Below are 21092 nucleotides of genomic sequence, written 5' to 3'. Positions count from 1 at the left end.
CAGAAGGCACCCCGGCCGCCAAGATCCGCTCCTGTCGGGCCAGCAGGGTGGGCTGTGCGACCGCCGCATCCTCACCCGCTCCCCGACGCTTCTAGATGATTGATTCCGGGGTGCGGCAAGCCTCAACGTCACAGGCGCTGCGCCCGTGCCGGCGGTCCCCGGCGACCTCTTCGCCGAGATCGGTTCACTTCCGGCTCGAGATCGGTTCAAGGAGACCTGGGGCGCCCGCCGCCGGGCCTCCACCGGCTCTTCGGGACCCCGGGAGGCCGACCTGGACCGGTGCACGGTCTGAACCCCTCGCGGCCGTACGCTTAAGGTACGACCACGCGAACCAACGTACGACCGCGAGGACCGCGCCTCTTCTCGCGGAATCAACCATCATCTAGGGCGGGATAGGCGCGGAGCGGGTGGGCTGCGGGGCGCCTTGAAGGGCTTCGGGGAGGGTCGCACATGGGACGGGGAGGGTCGCACATGGAAAAGGAGCGCCTTGCCGGGGTGGACGCCGGTTTTCGGCATGATTTCGCGACTCACGGACGTCCGTCAAGATGAGCTGACGTGCTCCCGCGTGTGCCCAGAGGGTCCGTGCACGTGGGAGCACGTCAGCCAACCTTGACGATCTGAGCAGAATCGCGGAATCTCAACGAAAAACAGTATCTGTCCCATCGAGCCGCCTCTCCCCCATGCGCGAACCGCCTCTGTATCTCTGTATCCGCCCCAGCCCGCTCGCGCCTCCCGCCCCGAGCACCCCGACCACGGCCAGGGGCCCGGACACACCCCGAACCCCGGGAATCGACCATCCGGCCCGCAGGCCGCCCTCACCCGCCCAGCATCTGGAACAGCGCCGAGCCGGCGACGGCGAAGAGGATCCCGGACAGCACGGCGACGATCAGCACCCAGGCGAGCATGGCGCGCGCCCAGTTGCGGCGCCAGGCCGGCGCCGATCCGCCGAAGGACAGGACGCACAGGTAGACGATGCCGATCAGTGGCAGCCCCGCCAGGAGAAGCGTCAGCATCCACTTGCCGAAGGAGCCGCCGGGCGGTGGGACGTCGTCCTCCAGCTCCTCGGCGAACGCGGAGTCCGACGGCGCAGCGGACAGCCCAGCTGACTGAGCGTCAGGCGCAGGGGCGGCGGCCCCTGTGAAGTAGTCGTTCAGATTCCCCGTCGGCGGCGCCGAGTAGGCAGGGCCGGACGCGCTGGCGCCCGCCCCCACCGGGGCCGAGCCGCTGGCCGATGGCACCGACATGGCGGACGCCCCGGGCTGCGCAGGGGCCTGGCCAGTAGCCGAGTAGCCGGAGTAGGGCGAGCCGAAGGCCGCGGACCCGGCGGCTGGAGCCGATCCCGACGGCGCGGAGGTGGATCCGGCGGCCGGAACTGATCCCGACGGCGCCGACACGGGACCAGGCCCCGAGGCGGCCGACATGGGCACGGCCTCGTCCGAGGCAACTGATGAACCGGGAGCGGCGAATGCCCCGCCCGGCGCAGTGCCGACATCACTACTCTGCTGCCCGCCGAGCCCGCCGCTCTGCGGGGCGGAGAACCTGCCGCTCTGCGGGGATCCCATCGGCGGAGTCGCAGACGGAGCGGCCTGCGACGATCCCGTGGGTGCGGAGCCGGACATGCCGGGCGCCGCCGAGGGGAAGGGAGCCTGAACGGTGGCGGCCACGGCGTCAGAGGGGTTCGCAGGCGCCGACTGCCCCGGGGCCGCCGGACCGGCCGCTGGCGTCGGCTGCCCGTAAGCGGAACCAGCAGCACCCGCCCCATATCCTCCATACCCTCCGTATGCCCCATATCCTGCGGCCCCGCCCGGCGCGGCCTGCTGGGCCCCGCCCTGGGAGGCCGGCCGGGGCCCACCGGACGGCGTCGGCTGGGAGCCGGGGGCGGGACTCCCCGCGGGAGGCCGGAATCCTCCCGAGGGAAGGGCGACTGTCGCCGCGGAGCCCTCGAGCGACCGGGCGGCCAGATCGCGCTCGGAGGCCCCGGGCGCCCGGCCTCCGGCAGCGGGAGCGCCGTAGGCCGCACTGCCGGCGCCCGACCCCGCTGCGGGCGACTGCCCGGAAGTCGGCTGCGCGGACGACCGGGACTGCCCGTTGCCGCGCAGCATCTCCAGGGTGCGGGGGTCGACCCTCACGGTCTCCATCGAGTGCGCGGCATCAGACATCTCATCCTCCGCCGCCTGGCCCGGTTGCCCGCTCTGGGCGGCAGGCGTCATTGAGGGCCAAGCCGCGCCCGACGCATGGGTCGAGGGGGCGTTGGTCTGCGGTTTCTGGGGCTCCGACACGACGAGACTCCTTCGACAGGGCACCGGGGAAGGCCCCGAGTGCGAACGGACGCGGCCAGCCTACGACGTCAAGCGACTCATCTTGGAAGAAAACCGCAGACAGCATAATATTCGTCCGATAATTCGCCAAATATTGGCAAACCCGCTCGAGCACGTGCACCATACGCCCTCGGCCACCTTCACCGAGGCCGGTCCGCCTCCGCACCGGGACCGGCCCGGCCCGGCGCCCCCGCCGTCGAGGCCCGCACGACGAGCTCGGGGGCGAAGGACACGTGCCGCACCTGGGAGCCGTCGGCGAGCAGGAGGTCGGCGGCGGCCCGGCCGATGTCGCGCATGGGCACGTGGACGCTGGTCAGCGGCGTGATGAGCTCGGAGGCGACGGCCACGTCGTCGTAGCCGACGATGGCGACGTCGTCGGGGATGGCCAGTCCGCGACGACGGATCTCGCGCATGGCGCCGATGGCCAGCTGGTCGTTGGCGCAGAACAGCGCCGACGGCGGAGGGTCGGCCCGGAGGAGCTCGGCGGCCCCCGCGGCCCCGGCGTCGGCCGTGTAGCCCTGCCCGCCGCTGACCGCCTCGACCTCCCGGAGGACCTCGGCGGGGTCGAGCCCGGCCTCCGACAGCGCCGCCAGCACGCCGTCACGGCGGTCGATGGACTGGCGCACCGACAGCGGCCCGTTGACGAAGCCGATGCGGCGGTGGCCGAGATCGACCAGGTGGTCGACGGCGGCGCGCGCGCCCGCGACGTCGTCGCCGGAGACGGTGGGCAGCTCCTCCGAGATCGGCGGGTGGTCCATGAGGACGACCCGGATGCCGCGCCCGGCCAGGACCGCGAGGTTGTCGAGGGTGGAGGTCGAGGGCGTCACGATGACGCCGCGCACGTCCAGGCCCGCCAGCAGGCTCATGAGCTCGCGCTCGCGGTCGGGGTCGGAGTCGGTCGAGCCCAGCATGGGGACCCGGTTGTCCTCGCGCAGGCGGTCCTCGATCCCTCGGGCGGCCTCGGTGAAGAAGGGGTTGGAGATGTCGTGGACGAGCACCCCGACCAGCGAGGAGCCGCCGTGGCGCAGACGCCGGGCGGTCTCGGAGCGCACGAAGCCGAGCTCGTCGATCGCCGCGCGGACCCTCTCCAGGGTCGAGTCGGCCACGCGCTCGGGGTGGTTGAGCGCGTGCGAGACCGTGCCCACGGAGACGCCGGCCCTCTCGGCGACGTCGCGCACTGACGGATGAGTCACGGCACCTCTCCTGTCCCATCTCATACCCATCTCGTAGCCGTCTCATCGGCTGGTTCCCCATGCAGAATAACGGTCCTCGGGAGCGAGCGCGCCGTGCCCGCGCGGCTGGACGGGGACGCGGCCCGGGATGCTGACGGGACGACGGCGCCGCGACGAGCGAGGACGAACACTTGATGAAACGCTTCAAAGCGAGTAGAGTCCCTGATTGAAACGATTCACAGCCAATTCATCGTCCATGCCGAACGAGGATGTTCAATGCCCACGACCCGCACCACGCCGACCGGCACGGCAGGACTCGCCGCCCTGCTGGGCGCCACGGCCGCCCGCTCCCGGCAGCGCTGCTGCTTCCTGCTCCGAGTGCGCCCCGAGCGCCTCGCGGAGTACGTCGAGGTCCACCAGCGCGTCTGGGAGGACATGCTCGAGGCGCTGCGCCGCACCGGCTGGCGCAACTACTCCCTGTTCCTGCGCCCCGAGGACGGCCTGGTGGTGGGCTACTTCGAGTCCGACGACGTCGTCGCGGCCATGGCGGCCATGGAGGACGAGGAGGTCAACACCCGCTGGCAGGCCGAGATGGCCCAGTACTTCGCCCAGCCCGACGGCGGGAGGGCCGCCGTCCTGCCCCAGTACTTCCGCCTGGCCTGACCCGGCCCCGACCACACGCGCCTGTCAAGGAGGACAGCATGGCCCGCAAGCCACTGACCGGATGGAAGGCGACCGCAGCGGTCGCCATGTCGAACTACATCGACTCCGGATCCATTATCGCCATCGCCACGTCCCTCGGGTTCTGGGGCGCCGCCTACTTCCCCGACGACGACGGCACCATCGCCGGCCTGCTGGCCGCCTTCAGCGCCAACGCCTTCGGCGCGGCCATCGGCGCCCTCATCGGCGGGCCCCTGTGCGACAAGTACGGCCGCAAGTTCATCTACACCTACGACCTGCTCCTCTACGCCCTGGGCGGCCTCGTCGTCGTCTTCACCGTGAACCTGCCGATGCTCTTCGCCGGGTTCGTCATTATCGGCCTGGCCGTGGGCGCCTCCGTGCCCGCCGGCTGGACCTACATCGCAGAGCTCGCGCCCACGGGGCAGCGGGGCAAGCACATCGGGGCCACCCAGCTCGCCTGGTCCTGCGGCCCCTTCATCGGCTTCGGCCTGGCCGCGGCGCTGACCCCGCTGGGGCTGCTCGGCAGCCGCATCGTCTTCGCCCACCTCGTCGTCATCGCCCTGACGACCTGGTACATCCGCCAGGGCCTGGAGGAGTCCGAGACCTGGCAGAGGGCCAAGGGCGGGGCGCAGGCCAAGCCGCCGTCGATGTGGTCGTCCTTCCGCAAGCTGTTCAACCGCCGCGTCAACATCACGGCCCTCGTCTTCCTGGCGGTCATCTACACCTGCTGGAACCAGGCCGCCTCCCAGAACGGCATCTTCCTGCCCACCATCCTCAGCTCCATGGGCTACAAGACCCTGCAGACCGACCTGTTCTCCATGCTCTCCTGGGGCTTCGTCATCGCATCCACCTTCGTCTTCATGCGCCTGGTGGACCGGGTGCCCTACCGCTGGCACTACCTGGCGGGCGGGCTGCTCGCCGTCGTGTCGTGGATCGTCCTCGTCTTCGGCCCCTCCGACGCCGCCTGGACCGCCTTCGGCTACACCATCGTCTGGGGCCTGTCCGCCGGACCGTCAGCCCAGGCCTTCTACTCGGTGTGGTCGCCCGAGCTCTTCGCCACCCCGTACCGCTCAGCGGCGCAGGGGATCGTCTTCTTCGTCGTGCGTCTCGCCTCCGGCCTCATCTCGCTGATCTTCCCGGTCATCCTGGCACGCCCCAACGGCCTGATGATCGACGGCGTCATTCTCATAGGATTCCTCGTGACCGCCACCGCCGTCGGCACCATCGGCGCACCGAGGACGCAGGGCAAGAGCCTGGAGGAGATCGAGATGGAGCGCTACGGGGAGCGCGTGACCAACGCGTAGCGCCCGACCGCCGAGTCGCCGGCCCGGCCCGGCCCACCACTATCACCATCCGCACCCGAGTCGACCGAGCTCAACTCACCGATTGGAGAACCCCATGACCACCCCGACCCTGTCCGACCTGAGCCCCGAGGCCCGCGGCCTGCTGGAGACCCAGACCATTGAGCTGCCCAGCTGGGCCTTCGGCAACTCCGGCACCCGCTTCCGCGTCTTCACCACCACGGGCGTGCCCCGCGACCCCTTCGAGAAGATCGACGACGTCGCCGAGGTCAACCGCCTGACCGGCATCACCCCCCGCGTCTCCCTGCACATCCCCTGGGACAAGACGGAGGACTACGACGCCCTGCGCCGCCGCGCCGAGGACCGGGGCATCTCCATCGGCACCATCAACTCCAACGTCTTCCAGGACGAGGACTACAAGCTGGGCTCCCTGTGCAACCCCGACGAGCGCGTTCGCGCCAAGGCCGTCGCCCACCACCTGGAGTGCATCGACATTATGCGGGCCACCGGCTCGCCGACCCTGAAGATCTGGCTGGCCGACGGCACCAACTACCCCGGCCAGGACTCCATCCGCGAGCGCCAGGATCGCCTGGCCGACTCCCTGTCCCGGATCTACGAGGCCCTGGACGAGGACCAGGGCCTCGTCCTGGAGTACAAGTTCTTCGAGCCGGCCTTCTACCACACCGACGTGCCGGACTGGGGCACCTCCCTGGTGCACTGCCTGGCGCTGGGCGAGCGGGCCAAGGTGGTCCTGGACACCGGCCACCACGCGCCGGGCACGAACATCGAGTTCATCGTCGCCCAGCTGCTGCGCCTGGGGCGGCTCGGCGCCTTCGACTTCAACTCCCGCTTCTACGCCGACGACGACCTCATCGTGGGGGCGGCCGACCCCTACCAGCTCTTCCGCATTATGAACGAGATCGTCGACGCCGGGGCGCTGGCCCCCGACTCGGGCGTCAGCTTCATGCTCGACCAGTGCCACAACCTGGAGGAGAAGATCCCCGGCGAGATCCGCTCGGCCACCAACGTCCAGGAGGCCACCGCCAAGGCCCTCCTCGTGGACCGCGAGGCCCTGGCGGCCGCCCGGGCCGCCGGCGACGTGCTGGGCGCCAACGACGTCTTCGTCGACGCCTTCAACACCGACGTGCGCCCCCTGCTGGCCGAGCTGCGCGAGTCCCGGGGCCTGCCCGCGGACCCCATGCAGGCCTTCCTGGACTCCGACTACCTTGAGCGGGTGCGCGCCGAGCGCGTCGGCGGCGCCGCGGCGGGCTGGGGCGCCTGAGGCCGCCTATTCTCGGCCGGGTCGGGCCCGCCGGCTGGGTCCGGCGCCGTCCGCCGACCCGGCCGGCAGCGCCAGGCCCGGCGGACGGGCCCCGGCCGGGGCCCCGAGCCGCCCGCACCCGTCGCCGTCCGAAAGGATCCCTCATGACCACCACTCCCGTCCGCGTCGGCGCCGTCGACCTCGGCGCCTCCTCCGGGCGCGTCATGGTCGGCACCATCGCCGACGGACGCATCGCCCTGACCGAGACGCGCCGCTTCGCCAACGGCGCCATCCCCCTGCCCACCCGCGAGGGCGAGCGCCTGTTCTGGGACATGCTCCGCCTGTGGGACGAGGTGCGCGAGGGGCTGCTCGCCGCCGTGCGCGACGTCGGCCCCCTGTCGGCCATCGGCATCGACACCTGGGGGGTGGACTACGGCCTGGTCAACGGCTCGGGCACCCTGTCCGCGCAGGTCCACGCCTACCGCTCGGCGCGCACCCGCGGCATCCCCGAGCAGGTCTTCGCCAAGATCCCGGCGCGCGAGATCTACGCGGTCAACGGGCTGCAGGTCCAGGACTTCAACACCGTGTTCCAGCTCGTCGCCCAGGCGCGCGACAACGGCATCCCCCGGGCCTCCAACGGCGCCTACGCCCGCACCCTGCTGCTCCTGCCCGACCTCCTGGCCTGCTTCCTCACCGGCCAGCGGGTCGCCGAGGTCACCAACGCCTCGACGACCGGCCTGGTGGACGCGCGCCTGCGCACCTGGTCGCGGCCCCTGCTGGAGCGGCTGCGCACCGAGCTCGGCCTCGACCTGGACGGCGTCCTGCCCGAGGTCATCGAGCCGGGCACCGTCATCGGGCCGGTGCGGCGCGGGGCGCTGGAGGTCTTCGGCCCCGACGGCGAGCCCACGCCCGTGGTCGCCGTCGGCAGCCATGACACGGCCTCCGCCGTCGTGGCCGTGCCCGCCGCCGACCCCGACTTCGCCTACATCTCCTGCGGGACCTGGTCACTGGTCGGCCTGGAGCTGGACGAGCCGGTGCTCACCCTGGCCTCGCAGAGGGCCAACTTCACCAACGAGCTCGGCGTGGACCACACGGTCCGCTACCTGAAGAACGTCATGGGCCTGTGGGTCCTCAACGAGGCCGTGCGCACCTGGCGGAGCCAGGGCCTGGAGACCTCCCTGCCCGAGCTCGACGCCGCCGCGGCCGCCGCCGAGCCGCTGCGCACCGTCGTCGACATCAACGACGCCGCCTTCTACGCCCCCGGGGACATGGCCGCCCGCATTGACGACGCCGCCCGCGCCACCGGCCAGCCCCGGCCCCGCACCGCCGGGGAGTACGTGCGCTGCATCAACGACTCCCTGGCCCTGGCCTACCGGCGCGCCGTGCGCGAGGCGGCCGAGCTGTCCGGACGCGAGGTGCGGGTCGTGCACATGGTCGGCGGCGGCATCCACAACCGGCTCCTGTGCCGGCTGGCCGCCGATGCCACCGGGCTGCCGGTCCTGGCCGGCCCCGCCGAGGGCACCGCCCTGGGCAATATGGTCGTGGCCGCCCGCGGCGCCGGGCTCATCGACGGCGACCTGAGCGACCTGCGCCGTCTCATCCGCAGCTCCAGCCAGATCGTGCGGTACGCGCCGCAGGCCGACGCCGCCGCCGGCTGGGACGCCGTCGAGCACCGGCTCTTCGGGTGAGCCGTCTGCCGGCGCCCCATCCCACCGTTTGAGAGGACACCCTGATGATCGATGACGCGCAGCACGCGCCTGCGGCGCCGCAGCCCGCCGCCACCCGCGACGGCGTTCCGCTGACTCCGCTCGCCGGCGGCTTCCTGCCGCCCTACACCGAGCGTCTGCCCCTCCTGGTGGGCCTGCCGGCGCCCTCTCCGGAGGCCATGGCCACGGCCATGGCGGCGGCCGCGGGCGCAACGGCGCAGGAGACTCCCGGCCGGGCCGAGACGAGCATCGACGAACCCGACAACGCCGACAGCGATGACTCGATCAATGCCGAGACGGACGCGCCCTCCGACGGCAGGGCGGCGGCGGCCCTGGAGGCCACGAAGGTCATGGACGCCTGGTCGGCTCCCTTCGGGGACCCGGAGGAGACCCACTCGACCGTCGAGGATCGTCGGATCGAGGGGCCTCACGGGCCGGTCCCCCTGCGGATCTACCGCCCCGAGCCGGGATGGGTCGCGCCGTTCCCCTCCCCCGACGACGACGGCCGGCGCGCCGGGCTCGTGTGGTACCACGGCGGCGCCTTCGTGGCCGGGGACCTGGACATGCCGGAGGCCGACGCCGTCGCCCGCGGCCTGGTCACCCGCACCGGCGCGACGGTCGTCTCGGTCTTCTACCGCCTGTGCAACGACGGGACCACCCACCACCCCGTGCCGCACGACGACGCCTGCGCCGCCTTCCGCTGGACAGTCGCCCACGCCGCGGGGCTCGGCATCGACCCCGCACGCCTGGCCGTCGGCGGGGCCAGCGCGGGCGGATGTCTCGCGGCCGGAGTCGCCCTGCGCGGCCGAGACGACGGCGCCGCCCCCTGGCAGGCGCTGCTCGCCTACCCCGTCGTCCACGCCGAGCGCTGGCCCGCCTCCTCGGAAGAGCTGGCGGCCCGTCTGGAGGAGATGCCGCAGGTCCTGCGGTTCCCCGCCGACGTCGTGACCGTCATGAACGCCAACCTGCTCGGAGGGCCGGTCCGGGACGTGCCCGTCTACGCCTTCCCAGGCGAGGCAGCCGACCTGGGCGGCTACCCGCCGACCTATATCGAGAACTGCGAGAACGACGACCTGCGCGCCTCCGGCGAGGCGTTCGCCCGCCAGTTGGCGGCGGCCGGCGCCGACGTCGAGTGCGTCACCTGCGCGGGAGTCCCCCACGGCCACCTCAATGCCGTCGGCAGCCCGCTGACCGCCCGGTCGCTCGACCGCTTCGCCGCCCGCCTGGCGCGCGCACGGTGACGCGGCGGCTCTCAGCCGGACCGCCCAACCATCCACTACCGGAACCGAAGAAGGAACATCATGCCCACCACCCCCGACCTCAACGACGTCCTCGCCCAGATGGGCGCCGCCGGACGCCGCCTGGACCACATGAGCGCCGTCGAGGCCGGCGCCGGCAATATCTCGGTGTCCATCGCCGCCGGCGCCGACGAGCTCGGCCTGGCCGACCGCTTCCCCCAGGCCCGCCCCGGCACCGAGCTGCCGCTGCCCGCCCCGGCGCTGGCCGGCCGCACCGTCCTGGTGACCGGCTCGGGCTGCCGCCTGCGCGACGTCGCCGCCTCGCCCGAGGCGAACGTCTCGGCCTTCGTCATCGACGACGGCGGGGCCACCGGCACCTGGTACACCCACCCGCAGCGGGCCTACGAGCGCCCCACCAGCGAGTTCAACTCACACCTGGCCGTGCACAACGACCAGGTGGAGCGCCGCGGCGTGGGCTTCCAGGCCGTCATCCACGCCCAGCCCCCGTACCTGGTCCAGCTCTCCCACGTGAGGGACCTGCGCAGCACGAAGGCGTTCAACCGCCGCATCCTGCGCTGGGAGCCCGAGACTATTGTCCAGATCCCCGCGGGCATCGAGGTGCTCGACTTCATGGTGCCGGGCTCGCAGACCCTCATGGAGAGCAATGTGCGTGCCCTGCGCGACCACGTCATCGTCCTGTGGTCCAAGCACGGCATTATGGTGCGCTCCGACGACTCGCCGCTGGCGGCGGTCGACAAGGTCGAGTACGCCGAGACCGGCGCCATGTACGAGGTCCGCGACATGATGGCCGGGGGCCTGGGCGAGGGGGTGAGTGACGCCGAGCTGCACGCCGTCGTCGAGGCCTTCGACGTCCCCACCGACCTGTTCTGAGACGCGGGACCGGCCCGCCCGCCGTCACCGCCCGACCTCGAGGACGAAGGAGTTCGCCATGAGCGCCCCCGCCAGCACCGCGCCCCGCGCCGCCGCCCCCGCACCGGCGCCGACCCGTCTCACGGTGGACCACCAGCGAGAGCCCCTCGGCGTCGCCGTGCGCGAGCCCGTGCTCGCCTGGCAGGTCGCCGGCACCGAGCCCGCCACCGCCTACGAGGTGGAGGTCCGCCGCCTCGACGCGGCCTCCGGGGAGGCTCTGGAACCCGCCGTCTGGGCCACCGGCCGCGTGGAGGTGGATGATCCGCCCATGAGCCCGTGGGTCCCCTACACCGGGGAGCCCCTGGCCTCGGACGCCGACTACACCTGGCGCGTGCGCGTGTGGACGGCGACCGGCGCCCCCGCTGCCGGGCCCGGCGACGACGCCGGGCCCGGCGTCGTCGCCGGCGCGGGCGCCCCGGGCGGCTCTCCGGCAGGCACCCCGGGCGGCTCTCCGGCGGGCGCCCCGGGCGGCTCTCCGGCGGGCGCCCCGGGCGGCTCTCCGGCGGGCGCCCCGGGCGGCTCCGGCGGCACCGCCCGCCCCGACCCGGCCGCGGCCCCCTCGCAGTGGGCCGTCTCCGCCTTCTCCACCTCGCTCCTGGACCCCGCCGACGTCGTCTCCCCCTGGGTGGAGCCCGCCCAGGCGCCGGTGGAGCCCGAGCCGCCGGCCGACTTCGAGACCCTCTTCGCGCCCCGGGACCGCGCGCCCGCCGGCGAGCGCCTCCACCCGGTCAAGCTCGTGCGCCAGGACCTCGACCTGGGCCACGCGGATCGGGCGGCGGGGCCGGGCGCCTCCTCGGCATCCTCGGCATCCTCGGCATCCTCGGCCTCCTCGGCCTCCGCCGCGCCGATCACCCGCGCCCGCCTCTATGTGAGCGCCCAGGGCGTTATCGACGTCTCCATCGACGGCGTCCTGGTGGGAGACACGGTCCTGGCCCCGGGCTGGACCAGCTACCACGCCTACACCGAGCTCGAGGTCCACGACGTCACCCGCCTCCTGGCCGGCGCGGGCGACCCGGCGGGAGCCGGCGGCCCGGGCGGCGCGGGCGGAACCGACGGGAGCCGTCACACGCTGGGGCTGCGACTGGGCGACGGCTGGTTCGCCGGACGCATGACCATCACCGGCGAGTCCGCCCAGTACGGCGCCCTCCTGCGCGGCTGGTGGCAGCTGTCCGTCACCCGCGCCGACGGCACCCGCGCCGTCTACGGCCCCGACGCCTCCGCCCGCTCCAGCCAGGCCGGCCCCGTCCGCTACAGCGACATTATGGTCGGCGAGAAGCGCGACGACCGCCTCGCCGCCGCCGTCGCCGGCTGGGAGACCCCCGGGTTCGACGACGCCGACTGGGACCCGGTGCGCATCGTCCCGGCCGCCGAGCTCGACCCGGCCACCGCCCTGGAGCCCTTCCGCGGCGAGCCCGTGCGCCGCCTCATGGAGCTGCCAGCCGCCCGGGTGCTGACCACCCCGGCGGGTGAGACCGTGCTGGACTTCGGCCAGGTGATCGCCGGGCGGGTGCGGCTGTCCGCCGTCGGACCGGCCGGCACCGAGATCGTCCTGGAGCACTCCGAGCACCTGGCGGCCGACGGCACCTTCTTCTCCAACGTCCAGGGCCCCAACAAGGACCAGCGCGACGCGTGGATCCTGGCCGGCACGGGCACGCCCGACTCCCCCGAGGTCTTCGAGCCCGCCTTCACCTTCCACGGCTTCCGCTACGCGCGGGTGACCGGCTACCCGGGCGAGCTCGCCGCCGGCGCCGCCACCGCCGTCGTCATCGGCTCCGACCTGGAGCCCGCCGGCGACCTGGAGTGCTCCGATACTCGTCTGACCCGGCTGCACGCCAACGCCGTGTGGTCCCAGCGCTCCAACTTCCTGTCCATCCCCACCGACTGCCCCCAGCGCGAGCGCGTGGGCTGGACCGGGGACATCCAGGTCTTCGCGCCCGCGGCCACCAACAACGCCGAGGTCCACACCTTCCTGGCCCGCTGGCTGCGCAATGTGCGCGCCGACCAGAAGGACGACGGGCGCGTCGTCATCATCTCGCCCTTCGCCCCGCGCCAGGAGGCCATGGAGGGGCAGGGCGGCATCGGCGGGATCACGGCCGCGGCCGGCTGGGGGGACGCGATCATCCGGGTGCCGCTGGCGCTGTGGGAGCGCTACGGGGACGCCGACACGCTGGCGGCGTGCTACCCGGCCATGCGGGCCTGGGTGGACATGCAGGCCCGCCAGGCCGCCGCCGAGCTGCCCCCGCGGCTGCGCGGCGGGGACCCGGAGGACTGGGACGGTCCGGACCGGACCGCCGGCTGGGAGGCATTGAGCGACGACGAGGCCGCCCGGCAGCGGCTGCTGTGGAGCTCGCGCCTCCACTTCGGGGACTGGCTGGCGCCCTCGACCCTGGCCGACGGCTCACTCGACGCCGTCATGGTAGCGCCCCGCCTCACCAGCGAGGTCGTCGGCTCGGCCTTCCACGCCGAGGCCCTGCGGACCATGGCGCTGGTCGCCCGGGCCCTGGGTCGGGGGGCGGAGGCCAGCTCCTACGCCGAGCGCTGGGAGGCGGTGCGCCGCGCCTTCGCCGCGGAGTACGTCGGCGGCGACGGCACCATGGAGCCGGACCTGCAGGGCGTCTACGTCCTGGCGCTCGCCTTCGACCTCATCCCCGACGCCGGGCGGCGCCGGGCCGCGGCCGACCGGCTCGCGGCGCTGGTCGAGGCCGCCGGGCGGCACCTGGACACCGGGTTCCTCTCGGTGCCCTTCCTGCTGGACGTCCTGGTGGATGCCGGCCGGGAGGACCTGGCCTGGGCGGTGCTCACCCGGGACACCGCCCCCTCCTGGCTCTACGAGGTCGTCCGGGGGGCGACGACGATCTGGGAGTCGTGGACGGCCGTCGCCCCGGACGGCACCGTGGGGGCGATGAGCTTCAACCACTACGCCTTCGGCTGCGTGGACGACTGGCTGTTCCGCCGCGTGGGCGGCATCGAGGCGGCCGAGCCGGGCTTCCGGCGGGTGCGCGTGGCGCCGCTGACCGGCGGCCCCGTCTCCTGGGGCCGGGCCAGCCGCGACACGCCGTTCGGGCGCGTGGCCGTGTCCTGGGCCCGGCAGGGCGGACCGGGTGCGGCGGTGCGCTACGAGGTCGAGCTGCCCGCCGGGGTGGGCGGCGAGCTCGTCGGCCCCGACGGCGCGGTCCGCGAGCTGGCCGCCGGCCGCACCGTCGTCTCGCTGTGAGCCCGCCCCTTCGCCGGGATCGGTCCGGTTCCGGACCGATCCCGGCGAAGGGGCGGAGAGGGGGCCGGGCTCAGGCCAGGGAGGCGCCGTTGGTCCGGGCGATCTCGCCGTAGACGCGGGCCGACTCTTTGAGGGTGCGTTCCTGAGTGTCCCGGTCCACGGCGATAATGCCGAACTTGGGGCCGTAGCCGAAGACCCACTCGAAGTTGTCCATGGCCGACCAGCACATGTAGCCGCCCACCGGAACGCCGTCGGCGATGGCGGCGCCGACCTCTGCGATGGCGGTGCGCAGGAAGTCTACGCGCTGGGTGTCATCCTCCGTGTTGAGGCCGTTCTCGGTGACAATGATCGGAACCTTGACGGTCTCCCAGGCCTGGCGCACGACGGCGCCGATCGCCCAGGGCCAGATCTCCTCGCCGGCCGGGTTGACCACGGCGCCGGCGGCCGGCGGCACCGGGCCGTCGGGGCCGAGCACGGTGCGGTTGTAGGTCTGCAGCCCCACGAAGTCGTCGCCCTCGCTCACCCGCAGGTAGCGCAGGTTGTTCCTCTCGATCATCGCCGCCACGCGCTGCTGGCCGCCGGGGGCGGCGTGGAAGTCGGAGTTGGCGAGCGTCCAGCCGACCCGCATCGAGGGCTTGACGGCCTTGATGGCCTCGACGGCGGCCTTGTGCGCGGCGGCCTTGATCTCGAAGGCCTTCTCGGTGGCGCTCAGCTGGAAGCCCGCGACCCTGTCCGCCGTCGTCCCGAGCGCCCGGGCGGCCCCCTCCCAGGTGGGGTTGCCCAGGCGCTGGGCGGGGGTCGCCTCGCACAGCCCCATCTCCCCGAGCAGGATGGCGAGGTTGGGCTCGTTCATGGTGCAGGCGACCTCGAACAGGTCACCGAGCTCGGCGGTGACGCGGCGGCAGTAGCGGGCGAAGAGCCCGGGCGTGGCGGCGTCCTCCCAGCCGCCGCGGGCGATGAGCCAGGTCGGGGAGGTGAAGTGGTGGTAGGTGACGATCGGGGCGAGCCCGTGCTCGCGGCAGGCGCGCAGCATGTCGCGGTAGTGCTCGATGGCGACGGCGGAGAACTCGCCGGGCGCCGGCTCGATGCGGCTCCACTCCAGGGAGAAGCGGTAGGCGTTCAGGCCCAGGGAGGCGAGCAGGGCGATGTCGTCGCGGTAGCGGTTGAAGTGGTCGCAGGCGTCGCCGGAGGACTCGGCGTACATGGTGCCGGGGACGTGCTCGTAGAGCCAGACGTCGTTGTTCGTGTTGCCGCCCTCGACCTGGTGGGATGCGGTGGCGGTCCCCCACAGGAAGTCCTCGGGGAAGGGGGTGGCGGGGGCTGGGGCGTTCGTCGTCATGGGATGACTCCTCGGATCGTCTCGGTCATGTGGTTCTCAGCGGGTTCTCGGGCTCCAGAGGTCTGGGCGGGGCGCGACGGCGGCCGGCCGGGCCCCGCCCGGCCGGCCGGAAGGTGCCGGGCCGGGTGGACCGTCGTCGTCGGGCTATTTCACGCCCTTGACCAGGGGGATGACGACGGCGCCCAGCGCGCACAGGGCGGCGGCGACGCCCCACAGGAGCGTGTAGTTGTTCCCCGGCCCCAGGATGGTGGGGGCGACGGCGGGCACGAGGATATTGGGCAGGTTGAGGGCCAGGCCGAAGACCGCCATGTCCTTGCCGGTGTCCGCCTCATTGGGCAGGACCTGGGCGCACAGGGCCAGGTCGACGGTGAGGTACATGGCCTGGCCGACGGCGAAGACCATCCAGGCGACGATGAACTGGTTGAAGCTGCCCGCCTGGCCGCCGATGACCAGAGCGAGCGCCATGACGAGGGCCGAGCCGATGACGAAGGGCTTGCGCCGCCCCATCTTGTCCGACAGCCACCCCGACCCGGTGAACAGGACGATCGACACGGGCGCGGAGTACAGGGACAGCAGGCCGGCCTTGGCTCCGGCCTCGGCCGGGGAGAAGTGGAGGTTGGTGATGAGGTAGAGGACGAAGAAGGCCAGGAAGGCGGTCATGGCGACGCCGGCCAGGAAGCGGGAGAGCCACACCCACCCGAAGTTCGGGTGCTTGCGGGGGTTGACGAAGAAGCCGGCGAACAGGCCGCGCAGGTCCAGGGCCGGGACGTCGTCCTTGTCCCGCTGGGGGTCCTTGTAGAGCAGAATGAGGGGGAAGGTCGTGGCCAGGGCCAGCAGCACGGGGACGGTCATCATAAGGGCCGGCGTGCCGACGAGCCTGCCCGCGATGGCCGCGCCGGCGCTCATGGCGAGCGCGCCCATCATGCCCATGAAGCCCATGACCCGGGCGCGCATCTTGTTGGGCACGCCCTCGACGGGGATGACGGAGTAGGCGTTGAAGCCGGCCTGGGCGGCGGTAATGCCCACGACGTAGGCGGCGCCGATGACGAGGTGGCTGGTCATGGTCCCGATGGCGGCCATGCAGGCGAGGCTGACGAGGTAGCCGCCGAGGATCCAGGGGCGGCGGCGCCCGAAGCGGCTGGTCGTGCGGTCGGACAGGGCCCCGATCAGCGGGATCGCGAAGAGCATCAGGATGCCCGACACGGTCGTGATGCGCGAGTAGACGGTGGTGGCGGTCGCCTCGTCCATGGCCGACAGCCGCAGCTGGAGGGCCGTGCCCAGGGTGAGCATCATGATGTACCCGCCCACGGCGGCCAGGAGGACCAGCGGGATGGTGCGCGAGGGCCTGCCGTAGGTGCGGGTGATGGCCTCAGCGTCGTCAGCGTCGTCAGCGTCGGCTGCATCGGCTGTGCCGGCTGCGCCGTGCTCAGCATCGTTGTCGGGCTCGACGACGGCCTCGTCGGCCTCGGTCGGGACTTCCTCGACGGCGAGGGTCAGGGCGGCCTCGGCGCCCTCGGAAGGAGGGGCATCGGTGGGAGTACTCATCGATCGTCCTTGAGATGAGGTCGGCGCCTGGGCCGACGGTGGAGGCCGGCGGGAAGGGCCGGACCTGTTGACACGTTTCACCCTAGTCATAAGTTGCCCAACCTGTAAGAGATCTATATCACTATTCAGGTCGCGCGTCCCGCGTCTCGGCAGATAGGCTGCCCCCAGGAGCTCAGCCGACGGCCACGCGAGAAGGGGCGAGAACGCCATGCCGAGCGGAAGACGCAGCACCGCAACGGATCGGGCCCGGAGAGGCGCAGCCGCGGAACCGACAGCCTCGCCGACCCCGACCCGTGGAAGGCTGTCCGCTCCCGCCGCAGGGCCGAGCGCCGCCATCGCCCCGCCGGACGGCCGCACCCGCTACGCCAACGGCGAGCGCCGCCGCGCCGAGATCATCGACGCCGCCATGAAGGTCTTCGCCGAGCAGGGCTTCAACAGCCTCTCCCTGCGCCAGATCGCCGAGGCCGTCGGGGTCAGCCACACGCTGCTGCGCCACCACTTCGGCACCAAGGACACCATCCTCCAGGCGGTGCTCACCCGCCGCGAGGAGACCGAGGCCCGGTGGCGCGCCGACCTGTTCGCCGAGCACGGGCTGCTCGAGGCCCTGCCCAGGATCATGGAGCACAACGCCGCGATCCCGGGCCTCATCCAGCTCGACTCGCTCATGCGCGCCGAGGCCGTCAACCCCGACCACCCCGCGCACGAGTACGTCATCGGCCTGGCCCGGCGCTTCCGCGCCCAGCTGCGCGCCGACCTCGCGGCGGAGCGGGCCGCGGGACGGATCCGGGAGGATCTCGACCTCGAGCTGACGGCGACGCAGCTCGTCGCCCTCATCGAGGGGGTTCAGAGCGAGTGGCTCCTCGATCGCAGCGTCGACATGCCCACCGTCGTCCGCTCCTTCGCCGAGGACCTGCGGGCGACCTGACGGCACAGCGAGAAAGAGCCGCTGGATGACTGATTGATTCCGGCGAGGGCCGGTGCTGCCCGCCCCTCTCGCCGAGATCGGCAGCTCCGGCTCGAGATCGGTTCGGGGGAGGGCGGAGGCCGCGAGCGGGCCGGGCACGCGGGCTCTCGGCCGAAACGTTCACGTTCAGACGCACCCGGGCTGCGCGGCCCGCCGCTCGCGCCGTCATGCCTTAGACATGCGACCGCGGCGCCTGAGGCAGACCGCAAGGGTCCGACAGGACCAGCGGCTCTGGAGCCAATCATCTACGATGGCCGCACGCCATTTATGAAACGGTTCAGCACACCTGGAGCCCCCATGCCCGACCACTCGTCCGCCATCCCCGTTCCCGCCACTCTCCTCGACGCCGCGGCCCCGCCCCCGACGGACCCCGTCGGCCCGCTGTCCGCCCCGGAGCGCCTGCGCGCCGACCACCACCGCGCCGGCGCCGACGTGCTCGGCGGCACCGGCGCCGCGCCCGCCCTGTCCTGGGAGATCCCCAGCGCCCCGGCGGGCTGGACGCAGGAGCGCGCCGAGGTCGAGATCACGCGCGCCCCGGCCGGCGCCCCAGCGACCAGCGCCACCACCGGGACCATCGCCCTCGACGGCCCGGCCTCGACCTTCGTCCCCTGGCCCGCCTCCCCCCTCGCCTCCCGCGAGCGCGCCACCTGGCGGGTGCGCGTGGCCGGGGCCGACGGCGCCTTCTCGCCCTGGTCCGCCCCCGCCGTCGTCGAGACCGGGCTGCTGGAGCGCGCCGACTGGGCCGCCCGGCCCATTGCCGCCCCTGGGAACACGCGCACCGACGCCGCCCCCGTCCTCGTGCGCCGCCTGAGCGTCCCGGCCGGCACGGCCGCCGCCCGCCTGCACCTGACCGCGGCCGGCGTCTACGAGGCCTTCATCGACGGCGTCAGGGTCGGCACCGATGAGCTCGCGCCGGGCTGGACCGAGTACCGCGACCGCTTCCTCGTCCAGACCCACGACGTCACCGCCGCCCTGACTCCCGGCGAGCACGAGATCGCCGTCGTCCTGGGCAACGGCTGGTACCGCGGGCACCTGACCTGGGAGATGCGCGAGTGCGTCTACGGGCGGGCCCTGTGGCTCCTGGCCCAGGTCGAGCTGAGCGGGCCGGACGGCGCGCGCACCACCGTCGGCACGGACGCGCAGTGGGCCTGGCGCCCCTCCAATATCACCGCCAACGACCTCTACAACGGCCAGTCCACCGACCTGCGCCTGCCCGCCCTCGGCGCGCACGAGGCCGAGGCGCCGGTGGAGGTCCTGGCCCGGCAGGACGCCCTCGGCACCGCCGCACTGGAGCCCACCGCCCTGCCGCTGCCCACCGTCGTCGGCGAGGTCGCGCCCGTCGAGGTCATCACGACGCCGTCGGGCAGACGGGTGGTCGACTTCGGCCAGAACCTCACCGGCCACGTGCGCCTGACCGCCCGCGGCGAGGCCGGGCGCACGATCACGCTGCGCCACGCCGAGGTCCTGGAAGCAGGCGAGCTCGGCACCCGCCCCTTGCGCGCGGCCGAATGCACCGACCGCGTCACTCTGTCCGGAGGCGAGGACGTCTTCGTCCCCGCGCTCACCCAGCACGGGTTCCGCTACGTCGAGGTGGACGGCTTCGACGGCGATGACGCCGCGCTGCTGGGCGCCCTCACGGCGCGCGTCGTCTCGGCGGGCATGGAGCGGGCGGCCTGGTTCGAGTCGGACCAGCCGCTCATCGACAAGCTGGTGGAGAACACGCGCTGGTCCACCATCGACAACTTCATCACCGTGCCCACCGACTGCCCGCAGCGCGACGAGCGCCTGGGCTGGACCGGCGACATCGGCGCCTTCGCCCCCACCGCCCTGTCCCTGTACGACGCCGCAGGGTTCCTGACCTCCTGGGTGAGGGACCTGGCCGCTGCGCAGAGCCCCGACGGCGCCCTGCCGGTCGTCTGCCCCGACGTGCTGGGCGGGACGAAGCTCACCTGCGCCTGGGGGGATGCGATCACGCTCGTGCCGTGGGCCGTCTTCGAGGCCACCGGCGACGCCTCCGTCCTGGCCGGCGCGGTGGAGGCCATGGCGCGCTTCGTCGATGGCGTGGACGCCGCGGCCGGGCCCTCGCGCCTGTGGCGGGGCGGCTTCCAGTTCGGCGACTGGCTCGACCCCGACGCCCCGCCGGAGAACCCGGGCGCCGCCAAGGCGGACCCCGACGTCGTCGCCACCGCCTACTTCGCCCGCAGCGCCGATATCACCGCCCGCGCCTGGGCGGTCCTGGGCGAGGACGAGCGCTCCGCCCGCTACGAGGCCCTGGCCGCGAGCGTGCGCGCCGCCTACCTGGACGCCTACGTCACGGCCGACGGCCTCATCCTGTCGGACTGCGCGACCGTCTACGCCCAGGCGCTGGCCTGGGACCTGCTGGACACGCCCCGGCGTGTGGCCGGCGCGGGCCGGCGGCTCGCGGACCTCGTGCGCCTGCGCGCCTTCCGCATCTCGACCGGGTTCGTCGGCACTCCCCTGGTGCCGGCGGCCCTGGTCAGGGGCGGGCAGGCGGCCACGGCCGCCCGCCTGGTGCTGGAGCGGGGCTGCCCGAGCTGGCTGTACCCGGTGACCATGGGGGCGACGACGATCTGGGAGCGCTGGGACTCCATGCTCCCGGACGGCTCCATCAATCCCGGCGAAATGACGTCCTTCAACCACTACGCGCTCGGGGCGGTCACGCAGTGGCTGCTCACCGACGTCGGCGGGCTCGGTCTCGCGGGCTCCGGGGGCCGGACGCTGCGGGTGGCCCCGCAGGTGGGCCGCGGCTTCGCCTCGGCGAGCGTCGTGCGGCGCCTGCCGCTGGGGACGGCGTCGGCGTCGTGGTCGCTCGACGGGGACCGCCTGACCGTGCGCGTAGCGGTGCCCGTGGGGGCGACGGCGGAGCTCGTGCTGCCCGGGGCCGAGCCGGAGGTCGTGGGCCACGGCCTGCACGAGCGGACGGTGAGCGCGCCCGCGGAGATGCTCGGGGCCGATCGCCGCGAAGTCCTGACCGTGCGCGACCTCATCGACGACGCTCCCGCCTGGGAGCGCGTCGTTGAGGCGGTCCGCGCCTGCGGCCACCCGGTCTACGGGGACGACCCGGCCGGCGCCCTGATGAGGAGCCTGGCCCACGACCTCGACTCGACGGCCCGGATCCTCCCAGGGGCGGCGACGACCTACGGCTTCATCCCGGGGCTGGAGGGACTGCGCGGCCGGCTCGCCGAGATCGTCGTCGAGGTCGCCCCGCACGCCGCCGAGGTCCCCGCCTACCTCAGGAGCTGAGCGGGCCGGGCAGGGCCGGGGCCGCCGCGCCGGTCGCCCGACCGGACGGCCGGCCCGTCCGGCTGGCCCGTCCGTCCGGCTGGCCCCGCAGCCCCCTTCGCCGAGATCGGTCGTATTCCGGCTCGAGATCGGTTCACTTCCGCGTCAGGACCGCGGCTG

The 21092-nt window shown here is 73.3% G+C and carries 13 protein-coding genes; 9 read left to right on the top strand and 4 right to left on the bottom strand.

Features of this window, described 5'->3' with window-relative positions; translation table 11 throughout:
• Positions 1-815: 815 nt before the first annotated feature.
• Together AIF0345_RS02070 and AIF0345_RS02065 are read right to left on the bottom strand one after the other, a co-directional pair.
• The gene (locus AIF0345_RS02070) at positions 816-1244 is read right to left on the bottom strand and encodes a hypothetical protein (RefSeq protein ID WP_285296972.1); all 429 of its coding nucleotides are present in this window, start codon (positions 1242-1244) and stop codon (positions 816-818) included.
• 1214 nt (positions 1245-2458) lie between these two features.
• Positions 2459-3511 (bottom strand): LacI family DNA-binding transcriptional regulator, encoded by a 1053-nt coding sequence (locus AIF0345_RS02065; protein ID WP_285296971.1) that lies wholly within the window; start codon positions 3509-3511, stop codon positions 2459-2461.
• A gap of 255 nt (positions 3512-3766) precedes the next feature.
• Between AIF0345_RS02065 and AIF0345_RS02060 the strand changes: the two genes are divergently transcribed.
• The 7 genes from AIF0345_RS02060 (at position 3767) to AIF0345_RS02030 (ending at position 13821) form a co-directional block, all read left to right on the top strand.
• Positions 3767-4153, top strand: coding sequence for an L-rhamnose mutarotase (locus AIF0345_RS02060; RefSeq protein WP_285296970.1), 387 nt, complete (start codon positions 3767-3769; stop codon positions 4151-4153).
• Positions 4154-4191: 38 nt separating this feature from the next.
• Positions 4192-5475, top strand: a complete 1284-nt coding sequence (locus AIF0345_RS02055; RefSeq protein ID WP_285296969.1) for an MFS transporter — start codon at positions 4192-4194, stop codon at positions 5473-5475.
• Between the two features lie 94 nt (positions 5476-5569).
• Entirely contained in the window at positions 5570-6754 is a 1185-nt protein-coding gene (rhaI, locus tag AIF0345_RS02050) for an L-rhamnose isomerase (RefSeq protein ID WP_285296968.1), read from the top strand.
• A gap of 143 nt (positions 6755-6897) precedes the next feature.
• Positions 6898-8421: a rhamnulokinase gene (locus AIF0345_RS02045; protein ID WP_285296967.1), complete on the top strand. Its 1524-nt coding sequence runs from the start codon at positions 6898-6900 to the stop codon at positions 8419-8421.
• A 44-nt stretch (positions 8422-8465) separates the two neighbouring features.
• A complete protein-coding gene (locus AIF0345_RS02040) occupies positions 8466-9680 on the top strand; it encodes an alpha/beta hydrolase (RefSeq protein WP_285296966.1) in 1215 nt (404 codons plus the stop codon).
• Positions 9681-9740: 60 nt separating this feature from the next.
• Positions 9741-10568, top strand: coding sequence for a class II aldolase/adducin family protein (locus AIF0345_RS02035; protein ID WP_285296965.1), 828 nt, complete (start codon positions 9741-9743; stop codon positions 10566-10568).
• 58 nt (positions 10569-10626) lie between these two features.
• Positions 10627-13821 (top strand): family 78 glycoside hydrolase catalytic domain, encoded by a 3195-nt coding sequence (locus tag AIF0345_RS02030; protein ID WP_285296964.1) that lies wholly within the window; start codon positions 10627-10629, stop codon positions 13819-13821.
• Between the two features lie 70 nt (positions 13822-13891).
• Here the strand turns inward: AIF0345_RS02030 and AIF0345_RS02025 are convergent, their stop codons facing one another.
• Positions 13892-15160 (bottom strand): glycoside hydrolase family 1 protein, encoded by a 1269-nt coding sequence (locus tag AIF0345_RS02025; RefSeq protein ID WP_285296963.1) that lies wholly within the window; start codon positions 15158-15160, stop codon positions 13892-13894.
• Positions 15161-15304: 144 nt separating this feature from the next.
• Positions 15305-16705, bottom strand: coding sequence for an MFS transporter (locus AIF0345_RS02020; protein ID WP_285296962.1), 1401 nt, complete (start codon positions 16703-16705; stop codon positions 15305-15307).
• A 208-nt stretch (positions 16706-16913) separates the two neighbouring features.
• Here AIF0345_RS02020 and AIF0345_RS02015 point away from each other — a divergent pair, with 208 nt between their 5' ends.
• A complete protein-coding gene (locus AIF0345_RS02015; protein ID WP_285296961.1) occupies positions 16914-17630 on the top strand; it encodes a TetR/AcrR family transcriptional regulator in 717 nt (238 codons plus the stop codon).
• A 336-nt stretch (positions 17631-17966) separates the two neighbouring features.
• A complete protein-coding gene (locus AIF0345_RS02010) occupies positions 17967-20933 on the top strand; it encodes a family 78 glycoside hydrolase catalytic domain (protein ID WP_285296960.1) in 2967 nt (988 codons plus the stop codon).
• Positions 20934-21092: the final 159 nt, after the last annotated feature.

It is taken from the genome of Actinomyces israelii, from assembly GCF_030253495.1.
Classification (GTDB): domain Bacteria; phylum Actinomycetota; class Actinomycetes; order Actinomycetales; family Actinomycetaceae; genus Actinomyces; species Actinomyces israelii.
Note: the sequence above shows the minus strand (reverse complement) of the source record. Positions and strands in the feature narration are given on the sequence as shown.